Below are 15,466 nucleotides of genomic sequence, written 5' to 3'. Positions count from 1 at the left end.
TTCGTAAATTACTTGGAACCATCGGGATTTTAGGAGGACGTTCCGAAAACAGCGAAATTCCAAGCGACCTCTGGCGAAAAGTACTCATCCCTCAATCGAGCAGGCGAAAGAAACAGTATGTCTGATACTCACATAAACCAAGATCTGTCTATTTTGACGGATGACGTCGCGTGCGCAAAGCAGCTCAATGCCCGCAACGTAAAAATCCTCAGCACGGGAGGAGAAAGGGGGCGCGGGGTATTCGCTGCTCGCGACTTCCTGCCGGGGGAAATTGTCGTCATCGGGCTAATTGACCGTATGGAAACGGTTCGAACGACAAACTCCTTTCAACTGGACTGGAATGTCCATGCTCTCTTTCATAAGCCGGCTGTCATTGTGAATCATTGTTGTGATCCAAACTTAGCGATTGTGCCCAATCGCTTCGGGGCCTACGACTTCGTCGCCATTCAGCATATCTCTTCTGGCGCCGAAGTGACGTGGAACTACGCTACATCGGAATTCGAGTGCATTGGGGTATCGGTATGTCTTTGTTCGTCTAGAAATTGCCGAGGCTCAGCCGGAGGCTTCTCCACATTGCCTCGCGATCATCCTCTGCTCGTATCGGGTTTTTACGCACCGTACCTCAAGAAAACCCAAGGCACCTTCCAAGAGAGAGATAGGGTTGCTTAGCCCCAGGGAACGCAACATGCGTCGGATGACCTGCTCGTTGGCAGTGCCGCCCTGACAGTGTTGCGCGCCGCGGTGAGCGTGCGCGGCCTCTGGCCAGTAGCGGACTTCAGATGAACTGCCTTGAACCAACGTGTGCGCACAATCTGTGCAATCCCCTGCGCGTCACCTGTCAATGCCACTCGTCCCCAAAAGTGCCGAAGTAAAATTCCCCAGTTTCGCCGCTCAGGCTGTCCCGGTGGGGGTGTCCATTTTTCGGTGGCCGGCCGCGCGGTCGCGATGGTGAATTTAATGTCGGCAATGTGATGGAGGCTTTTGATCGCAAGTGTTCTGGCATGAGCTCGGCGTGCTGGCGGAGCCGATAACTCGATCCTTCGATCTGGACGACGACCGCATGGTGAAGCAGGCGATCGAGAAGTGCGGTTGCGACGAGGGTCGCCGAAGACCTCGCCCCATTCGGCGAAGCCGCGATTTGAGGTAACAATCATTGCGCCCTTCTCGTAGCGGGCGTTTGCGAGTTGGAAGAACAGATTGCCGCCACCGTGGACGACGGGCAGGTAACCGAAGCGTCGACGCTCGTGCGTGAGGTCGCGCAGCCGACCACGCAGCTGTGTCTCTGGCGGTCGGCCAGACTGGTATCAATCATCTTGCGATCGGCGCCGACGAAGGACAGGCCCGACGCTCCGATAGGCCCATGACGGCCTGCAGATGCGCTACGGATTCGCGCTTGGCGGCGGGTCCTAACTTTTTTCGACAGAAGCTCGCGCACTGCCGAGGCTTCGAGCGTCGGCGAGCAGCTTCTTTAGCTTGGCGTTCTCGTCTTCCAAGGCCTCAGGCGCTTGGCGTCGGAGACGTCCATCCCGCCATACTTGGCCTTCCAGCTATACAGCGTCGCCTCGGAGATCCCGTGCTTGCGGGCAAGATCGCCAGCCTTCGCACCCTCTTCATGCTCGCGCATAACCGCGATGATCTGCTCTTCCGTAAATCGCTTTGTCTTCATCAGTCCGTAATCAAGGACCCTGACTCTAGTCTCAGATGGAGGAAATTCTCAGTGGCAGGTCTGTATTCAGGTGCTGCTGCCCCATCGCAGTCTGGCGCGAGGACTCTAAACGCCCAGACCGACAGCAACTGACAAAATGGCGGATTCGAAACAAACACCTGACAAAAATGTCCGCATCATTACACATGGATGTTTTCAAAGGTAAATTAATGCCGTCAGCGGGCGTTCAGCGCGCTGGCACGGCCTTTGCTGGTTGAAATGCGGCAAAACTGATTGACGGCTGACTGCATCGAAGCCCGCCTGACGATAGAGGCCTCCTTTCAGTCGACTCGGTGCACCGTCTCTCAGGGAACAGCTTGCCATAAAGCCGCGCAGCTTTGGGATGGCGTTGGAGAGCAATATGGTTTTGCAGATGGGGTCGCCGGCTCCTTCGATCAATGTGGAGACTTGGGTGCGCGGCGAGCCCATCGCACATTTCCAGCCCGGCAAAGTATACGTCGTCGAATTTTGGGCAACTGGGAGTGAACCATGTGCGGCGGCGATGCACCATCTGATGCAGATGCAGGAAAGGTTCAAGCACAGTGGGCTCGAGGTCATCGTGGTCGCGGCTCATGAAGGCGCGCTATCGACGGTTGAGGCGCGGGTCAAGCTGGACGCGTGGTTGACCGAAAAGTGCTCGAACCTGAATTTTCCGATCGCGTTCGACCATACGGGCCAAATGAAAAAGCGTTGGATGGAAGCAAGCTTTTCTGGCGAATTTCCGATCTTGTTTGTAATCGATGCAGACGGTCGTATCGCCTATATCGGTCACGCTACTCGACTTAACGAGGTCTTGGCGAGAGTGCTCAACGGCCGCTGGCGCACCAGCGACGCATCGAAAGTCGACTCGAAGCGGATCGCCGAGCGCGAACAAGCGTTGACCAAGTCAATTAATAGGAGATTTTGGGCCGCAGTGAGAAAAGAGGACTGGGAGACGGCACTCTCAGCAGTCGAAGAGGGCAGCGCCTTGATGCCCGACGACATCAACTTCCGCTTGGCTCAGGCGCATGTATTGCTTCACAGAATGCAAGACATGCCGGCCGGGTTGCCTGTCATACGCCAATTGGCTCGCGACGCGATCGAAAGGAACTCCGAGCATTGGCTGCTGGCAACATTAGACCAACTTTTCGGTCCGGCGCACGACCACTCGCACTTTCCGTCTCATGAGCGCTTCGCGCTCGGCAAAGAGTTGGCCGAGCATATCCTGGCACGCAATCCACTCCAAGGCGACGGCCACAAGTTCCGGACTTATCCGGCGGTGGCTCGATACTATCACGAGAGCGGCAACCAAGATCGTGCGATTGAGCTAATCGAGTTCGCACTGAAATCGCTGGACAGTGCGGACCCTATGCTGGACGAGCTGAAACAACACCTTCTACCGAACTTGCTGCAGGCCTTAGCCAACTACAAGGGTGAGGAGGTTTATTACGGCGCCCTCTGTGCGGCTCCGCAAAGCAATGTCCTGAAGGCACGATCGCAGGGCGGGCCGAGGAGAAAGCATAAAAGGGTTTGATAGCAAGAAGGGCTTACGGGCCAATTCGTTCAGGCATATGGGTCCATCGCAGCTGAATTGGCATCAATATACAGGGTGTTACTAAACATGTTCTGAGGATGCCTTTGAAACCCATGAAATCATGGTGGTATGGGACAAAGCCCGGGCACCTAACGAAGAAAGAAGCGTCAGCGCAGATGCTCGCATTTCAGTTCAAATCGACTAAGAGCAACGAATCGCGGCGCCGGACCGGGCTCGTGCGTCGCGCACGGCCATCAGGTTGGGCCTTCGGAGTCAGAGACGCCTATTCATCTTGCGGCCGCTTAATGGTCGCATCGCCGACGGGGTGGAGTAGGCCTTGACCACGCGGGAGAAGGTGTCCGGATTAAACCGGCCTGCGCGTGCGTCTCGCGTCGGCATGCTTGTAACGGTGAATGGCGAAAGGGCAGCCGAATGAAGCGTTTTATGGGGAAGGTCGCCTTAGTGACCGGGGCTAGCCGCGGCATTGGGGCGGCAATCGCCGACAGACTTGCCAGCGACGGGGCCAGAGTATTTGCGGTTCAGCTCGAGGCGACCGGTCATAGAGAAGGGATAGTCGCGGACCTTTGCGACCCCGGCGTTCCGAACATGGTAATTGACCATGTCGTTCGACAGGCTGGCCGCCTCGATATCCTGGTCAACAACGCTGGGTGCATGGTTGAAGCAAGGGTAGATGATACCGGGCTTGACGAGTGGCGACGCACAATGGCGCTGAATCTTGATGCTCCTTTCCTGCTGATCCGTCGCGCCATGCCTCATCTTCGCAGAAGCCGTGGCTCAATCGTCAATGTTGGCTCGATAGAGGGATTGGCCTCTAACCCAGGGCACGCGGCATATTGTGCCTCGAAGGCTGGGCTGCATGGCCTTACACGCGCCGTAGCGGTGGACGGCGGGCAAGACGGGGTGCGCTGCAATGGCGTAGCGCCTGGTTGGATCGATACGGATCTCAATGTCGATTTCGTCGCCGCTTTGCCCGAGAAGGCACTGGAACGGCTTGGTACCATTCATCCGTTGGGCCGAACAGGCCGCGTTGAGGAAGTTGCCGCCATGGTCGCATGGATTGCCTCCGACGAAGCTGCATTCGTCACCGGCCAGATTTTTGTCGTAGACGGTGGCCGAACTGCCAAGTTAAGTCTTCCGTGACGGTTAGTCGTATTTCGAACTGGGGCGGGCCGCTGGAACGCCATCCTCCCGCTGGCACCTGCCTTGTCGCTATCAGCCGCGACGTCGAGAACCGGGTCCGTCTGATGGTAAAGGAATATGGCGCCCAGTTCCGCCGCTCGGCAACGTCAGAGAATGATTGCCTACGGACATCTGCTGGGGCCAATCTCCGAGGCGGCGGTGCATTTAGGGTGAAATTTGCCGTGAACAGGAGAAGGCTCGATGGCAAATCTGGTCCTTCTACGTGGAGACGAGCGCCCCCGCCGCGGCGTGTTCGAGCGAGAGAGCATGCAATGTTCGCATGCCTTGGCGATGTGTTGTTTAGCGGCGCTGAGCTTGCTGCCATGCCTTCACCGCTAGGGCTGAACCAGGCGCGGATGTCCATGTGGGACCCAGCTCTCCTGGACCAGGAGGCATCTCATGCCGGTCTTGGCGGCGACCGCAGCGACCATGCGCGTATGGTTGGACTGCACGCCACCGGTTGTGACGAGCGTATCGGGCATCTGGCGCGATCGCGTCGGGCGGCGTCGTCATGAGCCAGGCGGTGCTGATCGCTGTCGGCATCGATTGGGACGGCCGGCGCCAGATCTTGGCCGTCGAGATGGCTAATCGCGAAAGCCGCTCGGCCTGGAGGGATTTCCTCGTCGCGCTGAAGGCGCGCGGGCTCAGGGGCGTCGAACTGGTCGTGTCCGACGATCATGCCAGCCTGGTGGCGGCGATCGGCGGGGTGATCCCCGAAGCCCGCCTGGCAGCGCTGCTACGTGCCTCAGGAACGCGCTCGATCACCTGCCGAGAAATCGTGGCGATGATTGCCTGCAGGAGTTGCGCTGGCTCTACGACCGCGCGATCTCGCCGAGGCCAAGGCCGATCTCGCCGCATGGCTTGCCAAATGGTCGGGCCGCTATCCGCGACTGACGAGCTGGGGAGAGGAGACCATCGAATGCACGCTGACCTTCTTTTGCCTGCCGCGCCAGCACCACAAGCACCTGAAGTCCACCAACATGCTGGAACGCCTCAACGAGGAAATCCGCCGGCGCACCTATGTCGTGCGCATCTTCCCGAACGCCGAAAGCTGCCTGCGCCTGGTCAGGGCGCTGGCCGTCGAAACCAACGAAAACTGGATGGAGGCCAACCGCTACATCAACATGGATGACCTGCGCGAGCACAAGAAGCTTGCTTTGCGCCAAGCCGCATGACCAGCTCAGAAAGAGCACGCGGCCGAAGTAGCCGGCCTGAAGCAGCAGCGAACAGGCCAGCGTCGTGACGACTGCCACACGGAGAATCCAAAGCGAAGTAAACCATCGACGCATTGCTGCACAGGACCAGCCCCACGAGCCGACAAAAAGATGAAGTGCAACGCCGTTCTCCTGGTTTTCGCCAGATCATGTTGCGAGCTGGTCGGCCGCAACATGCGTCTGGCAGTTCTTGGGGCAGACGCGGCCGCAGGCTCCGCAGCCTATGCAGCGGCCGGCATCTTCGACAACCATGATCATGCGATTGAGCTTGCCGTCGAAATCGTCGTCCTCGTCATCGCAGGGGCCGAGGATTTCACCCGCATCATCAACGCCGTGAAGATGCATCACATCGCGCGAGCAGACCTTGAAACAACGGCAGCAGCCGATGCAGGTCTTGCTATCGATGGAGGTCAGGTACGACGGCATCCAAATGGAGCCGTCACGGGTGGTGAATGTGCGCATCATCCTAAATTCTTCATTGAAGCGAGTTCTCTCTTGGCAACATCCAACTCGGCATAAACGGCTTGGGTTTTCTCGGCGACTTCCTGTATGTCGGCCCACTTGCCCGGCAGACCCTCGACAAGGTCCTGCAATGCCATCTTGGCAATAGCTGCACGCAACTGGAGCTTTCGGACTTTCTTCCTCATCTTATCTAGGTCTGACATAGATCCTTCCTGGAACAATGGTTTTGTTGATGCGCTCCATCTCGGGCTAGGCTTCAATGGCTGCAGTCGCATCGTCGACCAGTTTCGTACCGGCCTCAGCAAGTTTGCGGAAAGTCTCGAAGCCGAACCGGTGGACGTCTCGACAGAACGCCCAACCGCTGGAAGCCCGCAGGGGCTTCATTCCAATTATTGGCGACGTCGACACGCCGGAGCGCTCCTCGATCGCAAGCGCTACGGCGGTGTAAAACATGTCGAGCCTCCACAGCGCGTCAGGATCGAGGATCGCCGCCAAAGGGTACCGCACGTTGCTGTTGCTTGGTGATGATGAACTCGGCCAGCAGCTCGGCATCCGAATGGCCTTCCCATAAGCCGAAGGAATCCTGAGTACGAATGAGCCGCAGGAGGCATTTGACGAACGGGGAAGCAAGGGCTTCTTCGTCATTGTTGACAGCAGGGCCAACCGGAGGAATTTCGTTGTTCGTCATTTCAGTCTTCGTCTTCGAGGTACGATTTCCTTTTCCTGCGATGCCCACTCCGGGTCCGCTTGCGTGGCCGACGAATGGCTTGGGCGGGCCAACCCCAAGAGTGCCCCGTGGCCGACCTCGACATGTCCACGAGTGCGAGACCTGCGGCGCGAATTCGCGGCGCACATCGTCTGCGCCGCGATCCGACCGGTGGTCAACGCAATTGAAATCCAACCTGCCGCAAGCCGCCGCCCTGCTGCATCGACATACTTGCTGCGAAGAGAGCTTCGATGGGCGGATTGGCCAGTGTTCAATTCCAATTGTCAGTCCCTTCGCGATTCTTGCTCAGGAAGTGACTGCGTTTTGAGTTTCGGGTGCCTTCTTTTGCGGAGCCACACAAAGATCCGCGTGACAGGCAGGCTCACCCGTGTAGTTGGCCAGTGCTTCGAGCAATGGGGTAAGATAGTACTGTTTGGTGTGGTCCGGAATTGGCCCCAGCCGGTCCACCGATTTCAGTGCCACCTCGATCAACTCGATTGCGCGATCTTTGTTGCCGCTCTCGTAATAATACTGAGCTACCGGGAGGTACCGGCGGTATTTAAACGGGCCATCGCCGTTCGGGGGATTGAGTGCCAGTATCTGTTCCGAGAGCTCGTTGCCCATCGCAAAGCGCTCCGCGCGCGGAAGATGGGAATTGTCCATCGTGGGATCGAAGAGTTGGTTGAGGGCCAAGGCCATCCACGACACCGCGTCGGACGTTTTGTCGATCGCGTCCTCGACCAATTCTCGCATGACCGGCATGCCGGTCTTGATGTCGCGCAGCTTGTGAAGCAGAAGATCCGCATGAATCTGCCGAAAATCAAAAGAGTCTGGCATCAAGGCGAGGCCTTCTTCGATGGCCAAGAGCGCCGCCGTCCAATTCTCGGCCTGCATCGCCGGCTCAAGTTTGGCGTATATCGGCCCGGTAAGCGACATTTCGCGCGCTGCAAGTTGGTTATGCGCGATGCGCTTTGCATCGGCGGCTTTCGCTTCATAGCTGCTGCGCCAGCTGCCGTTAAGGACTTTCGGCAAAACGTCATCGAGTTCCGCCGGGTGGCCGATAAAAGCGATGTGGCCGTCGCGGTCGACCACGAACGAGGTGGGAATCCCAATCGAAGAGCTGGGATCCATCCAGAGCTTGTTCATTTCGCCAATGTAATCGAACCCGATACGATAATTCAGATTCGGGAACTTCTCGGTCAGCCAGGCATCCACGTTGGTCCGCGCCTCGTCTGCGGTAGGACCCTGTTCGCAGGCGGCAACTCCGACCGCCTCAAATCCGCTGCCTTCATATTTCTCCTGCAGTTCGATCAAATGGGGCATGGCGTCGACACATGGTCCGCACCAAGTCGCCCAAAACTCAACGAGGTAGACCTTGCCGGGCCGAAAGTTCGTGAGGGGCTCGCCACGCAGCCAGTTCTCCACTTTGATCGCAGGAGCCGGGGACCCCATACGCAGTTCCATCTTGGTGTCCAAAGTCATTCCACACCTTTCGTCTCTTTTGTCGCGGAATATTTTCCCGTCAAAATCGGACACGGTCTCGAGGGCATCGCTCCCTCTGGCTTGCTTCAGCGAAGCTCTCACCGTGTTGCCGCACATCAAGCTGCAACGGAGGTGCCAATTCCCTCAGCTCCGGTAAGCGGCGGGAAATGCTTTGAAATTCTCCACGAGGCTAAATGCGGCCGATTGTCGTGAACCCGACATGTCTTCTGCCGCTGTCGGGTTTCGCCCTATCTCTTGAGAGCTTGGACGGCTCGCCTGTGATTAGACTGGCCTCGGTCCTCGAGCAGTGGCAGTTTGGCGCCAGTTCGAAAGCGCGAACTCGCCGGCTTGGTCCTCGTGCCGCCACCGCCGCGTGTGGATTCTTGCCCCGGAGTCAAAATTCGCCTCGCGGTTGCCAACGGCGGCATGCGCTCAATGCGCGTGGCGTTGAGCCCCGACAGCACGTAATGGTACCAATTAGTGGATGCCCGTCGCTGCCTCCACTTCTCCAGCCAAGCGCTCGAACGACGCTACCTACCCACGTTCGAGCGCGACCGCGGAATCGCAGACTGCCGAACGTCAGCCGTTGCGAAAGGTGTAGCCGTACCCGTTGATCGCCGGCGCGCCGCCTAGATGTGCGTAGAGGACCCTCGATCCCTGTGGAAAGAAGCCCCTCTGGACGAGGTCGATCATCCCTTGCATCGATTTGCCCTCGTAAACGGGGTCCGTAATCATGCCCTCGAGCCGCGCGCACAAACGGATTGCCTCTTTGGTTTCCTCCGATGGAACGCCATAACCCGGGTACGCGTAGTCCATGAACAACACCACGTCTGCCTCGACAATTTCCGCTCCGAGGTGGACGAGCTTCGCTGTATTTTGGGCGATGCCGAGCACCTGCGCCTTGGTCTTGGCGGGCATGGCGGAGGCATCGATACCGATCACGTTGCGCTGTCGACCATCCTTGGCGAACCCGACGAGCATGCCGCCGTGGGTTGAACCAGTCACCGTACAGACGACGATATAGTCGAAGGCAAACCCAAGCTGCTCTTCCTGGGCACGCACCTCCTCAGCGAACCCCACATAGCCCAGGCCGCCGTATTTGTGGACAGAGGCGCCGGCAGGTATCGCATATGGCCTGCCGCCCCTTGCCTTGACTTCATAAAGTGCCTTTTCCCAGCTGCGGCGGATGCCGATGTCAAAGCCCTCGTCAACCAGGCGCACCTCTGCCCCCATGATGCGGCTCAAGAGGATATTGCCGACCCGGTCGTAGACAGCATCATCATGTGGGACCCAGCTCTCCTGGACCAGGAGGCATTTCATGCCGATCTTGGCGGCGACCGCAGCGACCATGCGCGTATGGTTGGACTGCACGCCACCGATTGTGACGAGCGTATCGGCATCTGACGCGATCGCGTCGGGCACAATGTATTCGAGCTTGCGCAGCTTGTTTCCGCCGAACGCGAGACCGGAGTTGCAGTCCTCGCGTTTGACGTAGATTTCCACCTTGTCGCCCAGATGCTTGCCGAGGCGGTCGAGCCTCTCGATCGGCGTGGGTCCAAAGGTGAGCGGATAACGTTCGAATTTTTCCAGCATGCTATCTCCAGCAAAAAAGTACCTGAACCGGCTACGCACCGGTCAGCCCAGGGGTATGGTCGCGTGTTAGCCGAACACAGATTCCCTATACGATCAGCTCAGTCATCAGAGGGTGACCAAAATTGGTGTGGGTCTGAGCACTGATCCTGTCATCCGCGCATCAAAGCAGCAGCACATGCTGGGCATTCGACCAAGCCGGGACACAGCTGAAAATTGCATTCCGCAGTTGATCAGAGTCAGACGACTGGTACCCGAGCTTTCCTGTAACCATCGGCATGCTGGCCCCTGTGGCGAGTTCCACGAGCGCGGCTAGAGGACTGCCAGATCAGAAAGAGCACGCGGCCGAAGGAGCCGGCCTGAAGCAGCAGCGAACAGGCCAGCGTCGTGACGACTGCCACACGGAGCGAATCCAAAGCGAAGTAAACCATCGACGCATTGCTGCACAGGACCAGCCCCACGAGCCGACAAAAAGATGAAGTGCACGCCGCTCCCCTGGTTTTCGCCAGATCATGTTGCGAGCTCGTCGGCCGCAACATGCGTCTGGCAGTTCTTGGGGCAGACGCGGCCGCAGGCTCCGCAGCCGATGCAGCGGCCGGCATCATCGACAACCATGATCATGCGATTGAGCTTGCCGTCGAAATCGTCGTCCTCGTCATCGCAGGGGCCGAGGATTTCACCCGCATCATCAACGCCGTGAAGATGCATGACATCGCGCGAGCAGACCTTGAAACAACGGCAGCAGCCGATGCAGGTTTGCTATCGATGGAGGTCAGGTACGGCGGCATCCAAATGGAGCCGTCACGGGTGGTGAATGTGCGCATCATCCTAAATTCTTCATTGAAGCGAGTTCTCTCTTGGCAACATCCAACTCGGCATAAACGGCTTGGGTTTTCTCGGCGACTTCCTGTATGTCGGCCCACTTGCCCGGCAGACCCTCGACGAGGTCCTGCAATGCCATCTTGGCAATAGCTGCACGCAACTGGAGCTTTCAGACTTTTTTCCTCATCCTATCTAGGTCTGACATAGATCCTTTCTGGAACAATGGTTTCTTGATGCGCTCCATCTCGGGCTAGGCTTCAATGGCTGCAGTCGCATCGTCGACCAGTTTCGTACCGGCCTCAGCAAGTTTGCGGAAAGTCTCGAAGCCGAACCGGTGGACGTCTCGACAGAACGCCCAACCGCCGGAAGCCCCCACGGGTTTCATTTCTATTGTCGGCGACGTCGACACGCCGGAGCGCTCCTCGATCGCAAGCGCTACGGCGGTGTAAAACATGTCGAGCCTCCACAGCGCGTCAGGATCGGGATCGCCGCCAAAGGGTACCGCACGTTGCTGTTGCTTGGTGATGATGAACTCGGCCAGCAGCTCGGCATCCGAATGGCCTTCCCATAAGCCGAAGGAATCCTGAGTACGAATGAGCCGCAGGAGGCATTTGACGAACGGGGAAGCAAGGGCCTCGCCGTCCCCGTGGACAGCAGGGCCAACCGGTTCATGAGGAATTTCGCTTTTCCCCAATTTCAGTACTCCTCTTGAAGGACGATCTCTTTTTCTGCGATGTGTGGTTCGGGCGCTTGCGTGGGCGGGGAATGGCTTGGGCGAGCCGATCCCACGCAACAGTGTCCCGTGGCCGACCTCGAGCACGTCCACCAATGCGAGACCTTTCACCGCGGCGCGAACGCCTGCGCCGCGGTTCGACCCGAGGTAAACGCAATGGAAATTCCACCTGCCGCAAGCCGCGCACTTTTGCGGCATCGACGTTATTGCTGCGAAGTGCGCCTGGGCGGGCGGATTTGCCGGTGTTCAATTCCAATTGTCATGCCCTTCGCGATCCTTGCTCAGGAAGTGACAGCGTTTTGAGTTTCGGAAGTCTTGTTTTGCGGAGCCACACAGAGACCCGCGTGACAGGCAGGCTCACCCGTGTAGTTGGCCAGGGCTTGGAGCAACGAGGTGAGGTAGCGCTGTTTGGTTTGGTCCGGCACTGGCTCCGAATGGTCCAGCGATTTGATTGCCACCTCGATCAACTCGATCGCCCGGTCCTTGTTGCCGCTCTCGTAATAATACTGAGCGACCGGAAAGTAACACCCGAATTTAAAGTCTCCATCGCCTTGCGGAGGATTAAGTTCCAGGATCTGTTCGGAGAGCTCCTTGCCCATCGCAAAGCGATCATCATGCGGAAGATGGGAGTTGTCGATCGTGGGATGGAAGAGTTGGTTCAGCGCCATCACCACCCAAGACATCGCTTCGAACTTTTTGTTGATCGCGTCCTCGACCAATTCGCGCATAAGCGGCAAGCCGGTTTTGATGTCGCGCAGCTTGTGAAGCAGAATATCCGCATGAACCCGCCGAAAATCAAAAGAGTCTGGCATCACGGCGAGGCCTTCTTCGATGGCCAATAGTGCCGCTGCCCAATCCTCGTCCTGCATCGCCGGCCCAAGTTTGGCGTATATCGGCTGACTCAGCGACGATTCGCGCACACGCGAGATTCGCTTTGCATCGACGGCTTTCGCTTCATAGCTGCTGCGCCAGCTGCCGTTAAGGACTTTCGGCAAAACGTCATCGAGAGGTGCCGGGTGGCCGATATAAGCGATGTGGCCGTCGCGGTCGACCACGAACGAGGTGGGAATCCCGAACGAAGAGCTGGGTTCCAGCCAGAGCTTTTTCATTTCGCCAGTGCAATCGAACGCTGTCCGATAATTCAGATTCGGGAACTTCTCGGTCAGCCAGGCATCCACGTTGGTCCGCGCTTCGTCCGCGGTTGCAGCCTTTTCGCAAGCTGCGACTCCGATAATCTCAAATCCGCTGTCTTTATATTTCTCCTGCAGTTCGATCAAATGGGGCATGGCGTGGACACATGGTCGGCACCAAGTCGCCCAAAATTCAACGAGGTAGACCTTGCCGGGCCGAAGGCTCGTGAGGGGCTCGCCACGCAGCCAGTTCTCCACTTTCAGCGCAGGAGCCGGGGACCCCATACGCAGTTCCATCTTGGTGTCCAAAGTCATTCCACACCTTTCGTCTCTTTTGTCGCGGAATATTTTCCAGTCAAAATCGGACACGGTCTCGAGGGCATTGCTCCCTCTCGCTTGCTTCAGCGGAGCTCTCACCGTGTTGCCGCACATCAAGCACGGCAAAGGGCATGCCAACCCTTCTTAGCTTCGGCAAGCGCCGGTACCGCCTTGAATAAGCGAGCCCTAACACGGCCAGCTGACGTTAACCTGAATGTCGGCTTTCGACGGCTCACCTTAGCGGCTGCCGTTTAGGAAGGTGAGAGTTTGGCTGGCCCGCTGGCGATAAGACCGGCTTCGGCGTCCTGGAGTAGTCGCACTTCGGCGATGGGGTCGAAAGTGCGGGAGAGGCTCGGTACCCTTGCAGCCACCGCCGCATGTGGCCCGGCGTCATAATTCGCGTCGCGGTTGCCAACGGCGGCGTTGGGCTCGATCCACGTGGCGTTGAGCCCGACAGCACGTAAAGCTGCATCGTGATTGAATGCCCTTTGCTGTTTCACGCCAAGCAGGAGTCGCGCGACGCTACCTTGCTCAAGCGCGAGCAGAGCGATCTGACGCCGTAGGAATATTGCTCGTCCCGCTTTTGCCGCCAGAGGCGGAAATCTTTCCTGAATGCCACCGCCGATCATCAATATCGACGAATCATATCCCGCTGCCCATTTGTTCGACTCCGAGGTCGGGCCAGCACTCCGTCAAGGGACGGTTGATGAACCCTAGATGCTCGGGATTGGCGCATGGCGCGCGCCGCAGAAGGCTGTCAAGGATGCGGCGCGCTCGCCAGGCCAGCAGCCCAAAGTTCGGATCAGCCAGCCCGCGCTGTCCAAGGCAGGCGTTCTGAACGAAAAGGCGTCGGTCTCGCGGTCCGTCCCAGTACACCGAAAAATCCTCGCCGATGGCGAGCTCATTGCCGATCTGTTCGAGGCGATCTGCGATCGGTTCTAGGAAACCCGGCAGCGGTTTCTCGTACCCGGTGGCCAGGATGACGATATCGGCGGTTACTTCTCCGATGTTGTCCAAGCCGCGTTGCAGCGTGAGCCTGTGCCCTGCTCCGGCATTGATGCAGCGCGACACGTTGCAACTTGGCCGCAATGTGATCTCGCATTGGTGTGGCTCGAGAAAGGCGTGGTGGTAGAGCGCCTGATAGACCGCGCGCAACTTGCTTTCTGAAATGCCCTCGGAGGCAAGCGCGAAACGCCGCAGGAACAGCTGTCGATGCACCTCGCTCATCGCAGCAAAACGATCCGAGAAGCATGGCGTGAACAGCCCGTTTGTGAACGCGTGGTCGTCGAAAGGCATCTCGCGCGTCAAGACCCATGTGATCGCCGCGGGCCGCCGTTCTTTCGGCCGGCCGACAAGGTGCAGTAGCAGCTCGGCTCCCGACTGTCCGCCGCCAACAACGCAGACATGCTTTTTTTGCACCTCAGGATTGATGTGGGCCAACTCAGATGAGTGGAACAGGTTGGGTCCAGTCCAGCCATGAAACTGAGGCGGAATTTGCGCCTGCTTGCCTATGTCGATGACGAGGTTTCTTGCATCAAGGACCGCGTTGTCCGTCCGCACGCGAAACTCGCCGTCAAAGCGGATTTCGCGAACGGCCTCGCCGCCACGGACAAGCGGATTCTTCTGGAACGCCCAGTTGAGATATTGGGCGAACTCGGCTCTAAGCACCCCGTGAAATTGCGCATTGAGGAAATTGTAAAGACGCCCGTTCTCGTGGAGGTAGTTTACGAATGTGTAGGCTGATCGCGGATTGACCAGAGTAACCAGATCCTGGAAGTGGCCGACCTGGAGCTCCGCGCAATCGAAAGCGCTGCCTGGATGTCCTCGGAAATCGACCTCCCGGTCCAGGAACAGTGCCCCTTGCGCAATCTCTTCCTGTATCTGACACGCAAGGCTCAAATTAGATGGTCCAGCACCCACACCAATACAAAAGAGGTCCACTTATCCTTACTCCTCTAGGAGTGTTTTCCAACTCAGCGGCATGTTGACGTCGATTGCCGGGCATTGAGCAATGCGAACCTCACAGGCATGCTTGAGCCGCGGTCCCGACTGAGAGGACAGCAAAAGCGTGTGCCGCCTTCCAGGTCTTGGGCTCAATGTCGGCGGCATCGACAGCGGCGCGGCGTGATCCGAACCCAAGAGCAGAAGGAAAGTGTGTGATGCTGTCGCGCGGCTCTTCCGGATCTTACGGCGGCTTCTAGCGCCGGCCTCCACCCCAGGAGTGGCTGTTTCCCTGCCACGACGGAAGCGGCTCTTTCTTTCGAGGGGCGTAACCATGGATAACGGCTCTTAATGCTTTCGGAGACTCCCATGCATGCGGCGTGCCGGATAAAGACCTGTCAAACCAACGAGTTCGCGCAGTTCCAGCTCGTCTGGAATCCGACATTGTCGCACGCCCGACGATCGGGCAGGGGAAGCTCCGCGGCAGCGGCCCTTGCACACCGCAGGCTGACAGGGACAGCCGCCGATTTGACGCGCGTCCGGGTACTGATAAGGGGCCTTCCAACAGGGTTCGCGCACGAGGCGGGGTCTCCTGGTACACCCGCCCTGTGGCTTGGCTGCGGTCTGCTGCAGCCGTTCGTCTTTACTGC

14 protein-coding genes and 7 pseudogenes are annotated in these 15,466 nt (G+C 58.3%); 4 read left to right on the top strand and 17 right to left on the bottom strand.

Annotation, left to right across the window (positions count from 1 at the left end):
* The first annotated feature begins 117 nt into the window (after window positions 1–117).
* On the top strand, window positions 118–669 hold the full coding sequence (locus tag EJ067_RS19050) for an SET domain-containing protein-lysine N-methyltransferase (protein WP_126080611.1): 552 nt from the start codon (window positions 118–120) through the stop codon (window positions 667–669).
* A 169-nt stretch (window positions 670–838) separates the two neighbouring features.
* Here the strand turns inward: EJ067_RS19050 and EJ067_RS34640 are convergent.
* From EJ067_RS34640 to EJ067_RS34635, 3 genes and pseudogenes are all read right to left on the bottom strand, one after another.
* Window positions 839–1,229: pseudogene (locus EJ067_RS34640) on the bottom strand (ATP-binding protein); the annotation flags it as partial.
* Window positions 1,224–1,666 (bottom strand): annotated as a pseudogene (locus EJ067_RS19045) (transposase); the annotation flags it as partial. The pseudogenes EJ067_RS34640 and EJ067_RS19045, both read right to left, overlap by 6 nt.
* Window positions 1,667–1,861: 195 nt before the next feature.
* Window positions 1,862–2,134: a hypothetical protein gene (locus EJ067_RS34635; RefSeq protein ID WP_189353850.1), complete on the bottom strand. Its 273-nt coding sequence runs from the start codon at window positions 2,132–2,134 to the stop codon at window positions 1,862–1,864.
* Here EJ067_RS34635 and EJ067_RS19040 point away from each other — a divergent pair.
* Together EJ067_RS19040 and EJ067_RS19035 are read left to right on the top strand one after the other, a co-directional pair.
* Entirely contained in the window at window positions 2,118–3,218 is a 1,101-nt protein-coding gene (locus EJ067_RS19040) for a redoxin domain-containing protein (RefSeq protein WP_348526306.1), read from the top strand. The two genes, EJ067_RS34635 and EJ067_RS19040, sit on opposite strands and share 17 nt — an antisense overlap.
* A gap of 432 nt (window positions 3,219–3,650) precedes the next feature.
* Window positions 3,651–4,379: an SDR family oxidoreductase gene (locus tag EJ067_RS19035; protein WP_126080609.1), complete on the top strand. Its 729-nt coding sequence runs from the start codon at window positions 3,651–3,653 to the stop codon at window positions 4,377–4,379.
* 401 nt (window positions 4,380–4,780) lie between these two features.
* Here EJ067_RS19035 and EJ067_RS19030 read toward each other — a convergent pair.
* Window positions 4,781–4,894: pseudogene (locus EJ067_RS19030) on the bottom strand (aminocyclopropane-1-carboxylate deaminase/D-cysteine desulfhydrase family protein); the annotation flags it as partial.
* 26 nt (window positions 4,895–4,920) lie between these two features.
* On the opposite strand from EJ067_RS19030, the pseudogene EJ067_RS19025 reads away from it, so the two are divergent.
* Window positions 4,921–5,593, top strand: a pseudogene (locus EJ067_RS19025) (transposase); the annotation flags it as partial.
* Window positions 5,594–5,629: 36 nt separating this feature from the next.
* On the opposite strand, the pseudogene EJ067_RS35410 reads toward EJ067_RS19025, so the two are convergent.
* The 13 genes and pseudogenes from EJ067_RS35410 to EJ067_RS18960 form a co-directional block, all read right to left on the bottom strand.
* Window positions 5,630–5,707, bottom strand: a pseudogene (locus EJ067_RS35410) (hypothetical protein); the annotation flags it as partial.
* Window positions 5,708–5,779: 72 nt separating this feature from the next.
* Window positions 5,780–6,097: a ferredoxin III, nif-specific gene (gene fdxB, locus EJ067_RS19015; RefSeq protein WP_189343318.1), complete on the bottom strand. Its 318-nt coding sequence runs from the start codon at window positions 6,095–6,097 to the stop codon at window positions 5,780–5,782.
* Window positions 6,094–6,297 (bottom strand): CCE_0567 family metalloprotein, encoded by a 204-nt coding sequence (locus tag EJ067_RS19010; RefSeq protein WP_063169367.1) that lies wholly within the window; start codon window positions 6,295–6,297, stop codon window positions 6,094–6,096. Before EJ067_RS19010 ends, fdxB (EJ067_RS19015) begins: the two co-directional genes overlap by 4 nt.
* A gap of 46 nt (window positions 6,298–6,343) precedes the next feature.
* Window positions 6,344–6,782 (bottom strand): annotated as a pseudogene (locus EJ067_RS19005) (DUF269 domain-containing protein).
* A 324-nt stretch (window positions 6,783–7,106) separates the two neighbouring features.
* Complete coding sequence (locus EJ067_RS19000) at window positions 7,107–8,264, bottom strand: TlpA disulfide reductase family protein (protein ID WP_126080608.1); 1,158 nt, start codon at window positions 8,262–8,264, stop codon at window positions 7,107–7,109.
* Between the two features lie 597 nt (window positions 8,265–8,861).
* Window positions 8,862–9,875 (bottom strand): 1-aminocyclopropane-1-carboxylate deaminase, encoded by a 1,014-nt coding sequence (locus EJ067_RS18995; protein WP_024505903.1) that lies wholly within the window; start codon window positions 9,873–9,875, stop codon window positions 8,862–8,864.
* A 236-nt stretch (window positions 9,876–10,111) separates the two neighbouring features.
* Window positions 10,112–10,303 carry an exopolysaccharide production repressor protein gene (locus EJ067_RS35405; protein ID WP_127394248.1) on the bottom strand — a complete coding sequence of 64 codons (192 nt, stop codon included), beginning with the start codon at window positions 10,301–10,303 and terminating at the stop codon, window positions 10,112–10,114.
* 79 nt (window positions 10,304–10,382) lie between these two features.
* A pseudogene (gene fdxB, locus EJ067_RS18985) lies at window positions 10,383–10,699 on the bottom strand (ferredoxin III, nif-specific).
* Complete coding sequence (locus tag EJ067_RS18980) at window positions 10,696–10,854, bottom strand: CCE_0567 family metalloprotein (protein WP_224571204.1); 159 nt, start codon at window positions 10,852–10,854, stop codon at window positions 10,696–10,698. Before EJ067_RS18980 ends, fdxB (EJ067_RS18985) begins: the two are co-directional and overlap by 4 nt.
* Before the next feature lie 90 nt (window positions 10,855–10,944).
* The gene (locus EJ067_RS18975) at window positions 10,945–11,388 is read right to left on the bottom strand and encodes a DUF269 domain-containing protein (RefSeq protein WP_245458601.1); all 444 of its coding nucleotides are present in this window, start codon (window positions 11,386–11,388) and stop codon (window positions 10,945–10,947) included.
* A gap of 320 nt (window positions 11,389–11,708) precedes the next feature.
* Window positions 11,709–12,854 carry a TlpA disulfide reductase family protein gene (locus EJ067_RS18970; protein WP_063170388.1) on the bottom strand — a complete coding sequence of 382 codons (1,146 nt, stop codon included), beginning with the start codon at window positions 12,852–12,854 and terminating at the stop codon, window positions 11,709–11,711.
* Between the two features lie 272 nt (window positions 12,855–13,126).
* Window positions 13,127–13,507, bottom strand: coding sequence for a hypothetical protein (locus EJ067_RS18965; RefSeq protein ID WP_126080606.1), 381 nt, complete (start codon window positions 13,505–13,507; stop codon window positions 13,127–13,129).
* 10 nt (window positions 13,508–13,517) lie between these two features.
* Window positions 13,518–14,816 carry a SidA/IucD/PvdA family monooxygenase gene (locus EJ067_RS18960; protein WP_063169368.1) on the bottom strand — a complete coding sequence of 433 codons (1,299 nt, stop codon included), beginning with the start codon at window positions 14,814–14,816 and terminating at the stop codon, window positions 13,518–13,520.
* Window positions 14,817–15,466: the final 650 nt, after the last annotated feature.

This window comes from Mesorhizobium sp. M1D.F.Ca.ET.043.01.1.1 (assembly GCF_003952385.1).
Taxonomy (GTDB): Bacteria; Pseudomonadota; Alphaproteobacteria; order Rhizobiales; family Rhizobiaceae; genus Mesorhizobium.
Note: the sequence above shows the minus strand (reverse complement) of the source record. Positions and strands in the feature narration are given on the sequence as shown.

What these genes read in the sequence shown, in the direction of transcription:
- EJ067_RS19000 (WP_126080608.1), bottom strand. Translation starts at nt 8,264, where the DNA reads ATGGAACTGCGTATGGGGTCCCCGGCTCCTGCGATCAAAGTGGAGAAC.
- EJ067_RS19050 (WP_126080611.1), top strand. Translation starts at nt 118, where the DNA reads ATGTCTGATACTCACATAAACCAAGATCTGTCTATTTTGACGGATGAC.
- EJ067_RS19010 (WP_063169367.1), bottom strand. Translation starts at nt 6,297, where the DNA reads ATGTCAGACCTAGATAAGATGAGGAAGAAAGTCCGAAAGCTCCAGTTG.
- EJ067_RS19035 (WP_126080609.1), top strand. Translation starts at nt 3,651, where the DNA reads ATGAAGCGTTTTATGGGGAAGGTCGCCTTAGTGACCGGGGCTAGCCGC.
- fdxB (WP_189343318.1), bottom strand. Translation starts at nt 6,097, where the DNA reads ATGATGCGCACATTCACCACCCGTGACGGCTCCATTTGGATGCCGTCG.
- EJ067_RS18970 (WP_063170388.1), bottom strand. Translation starts at nt 12,854, where the DNA reads ATGGAACTGCGTATGGGGTCCCCGGCTCCTGCGCTGAAAGTGGAGAAC.
- EJ067_RS18995 (WP_024505903.1), bottom strand. Translation starts at nt 9,875, where the DNA reads ATGCTGGAAAAATTCGAACGTTATCCGCTCACCTTTGGACCCACGCCG.
- EJ067_RS35405 (WP_127394248.1), bottom strand. Translation starts at nt 10,303, where the DNA reads ATGGTTTACTTCGCTTTGGATTCGCTCCGTGTGGCAGTCGTCACGACG.
- EJ067_RS34635 (WP_189353850.1), bottom strand. Translation starts at nt 2,134, where the DNA reads ATGGGCTCGCCGCGCACCCAAGTCTCCACATTGATCGAAGGAGCCGGC.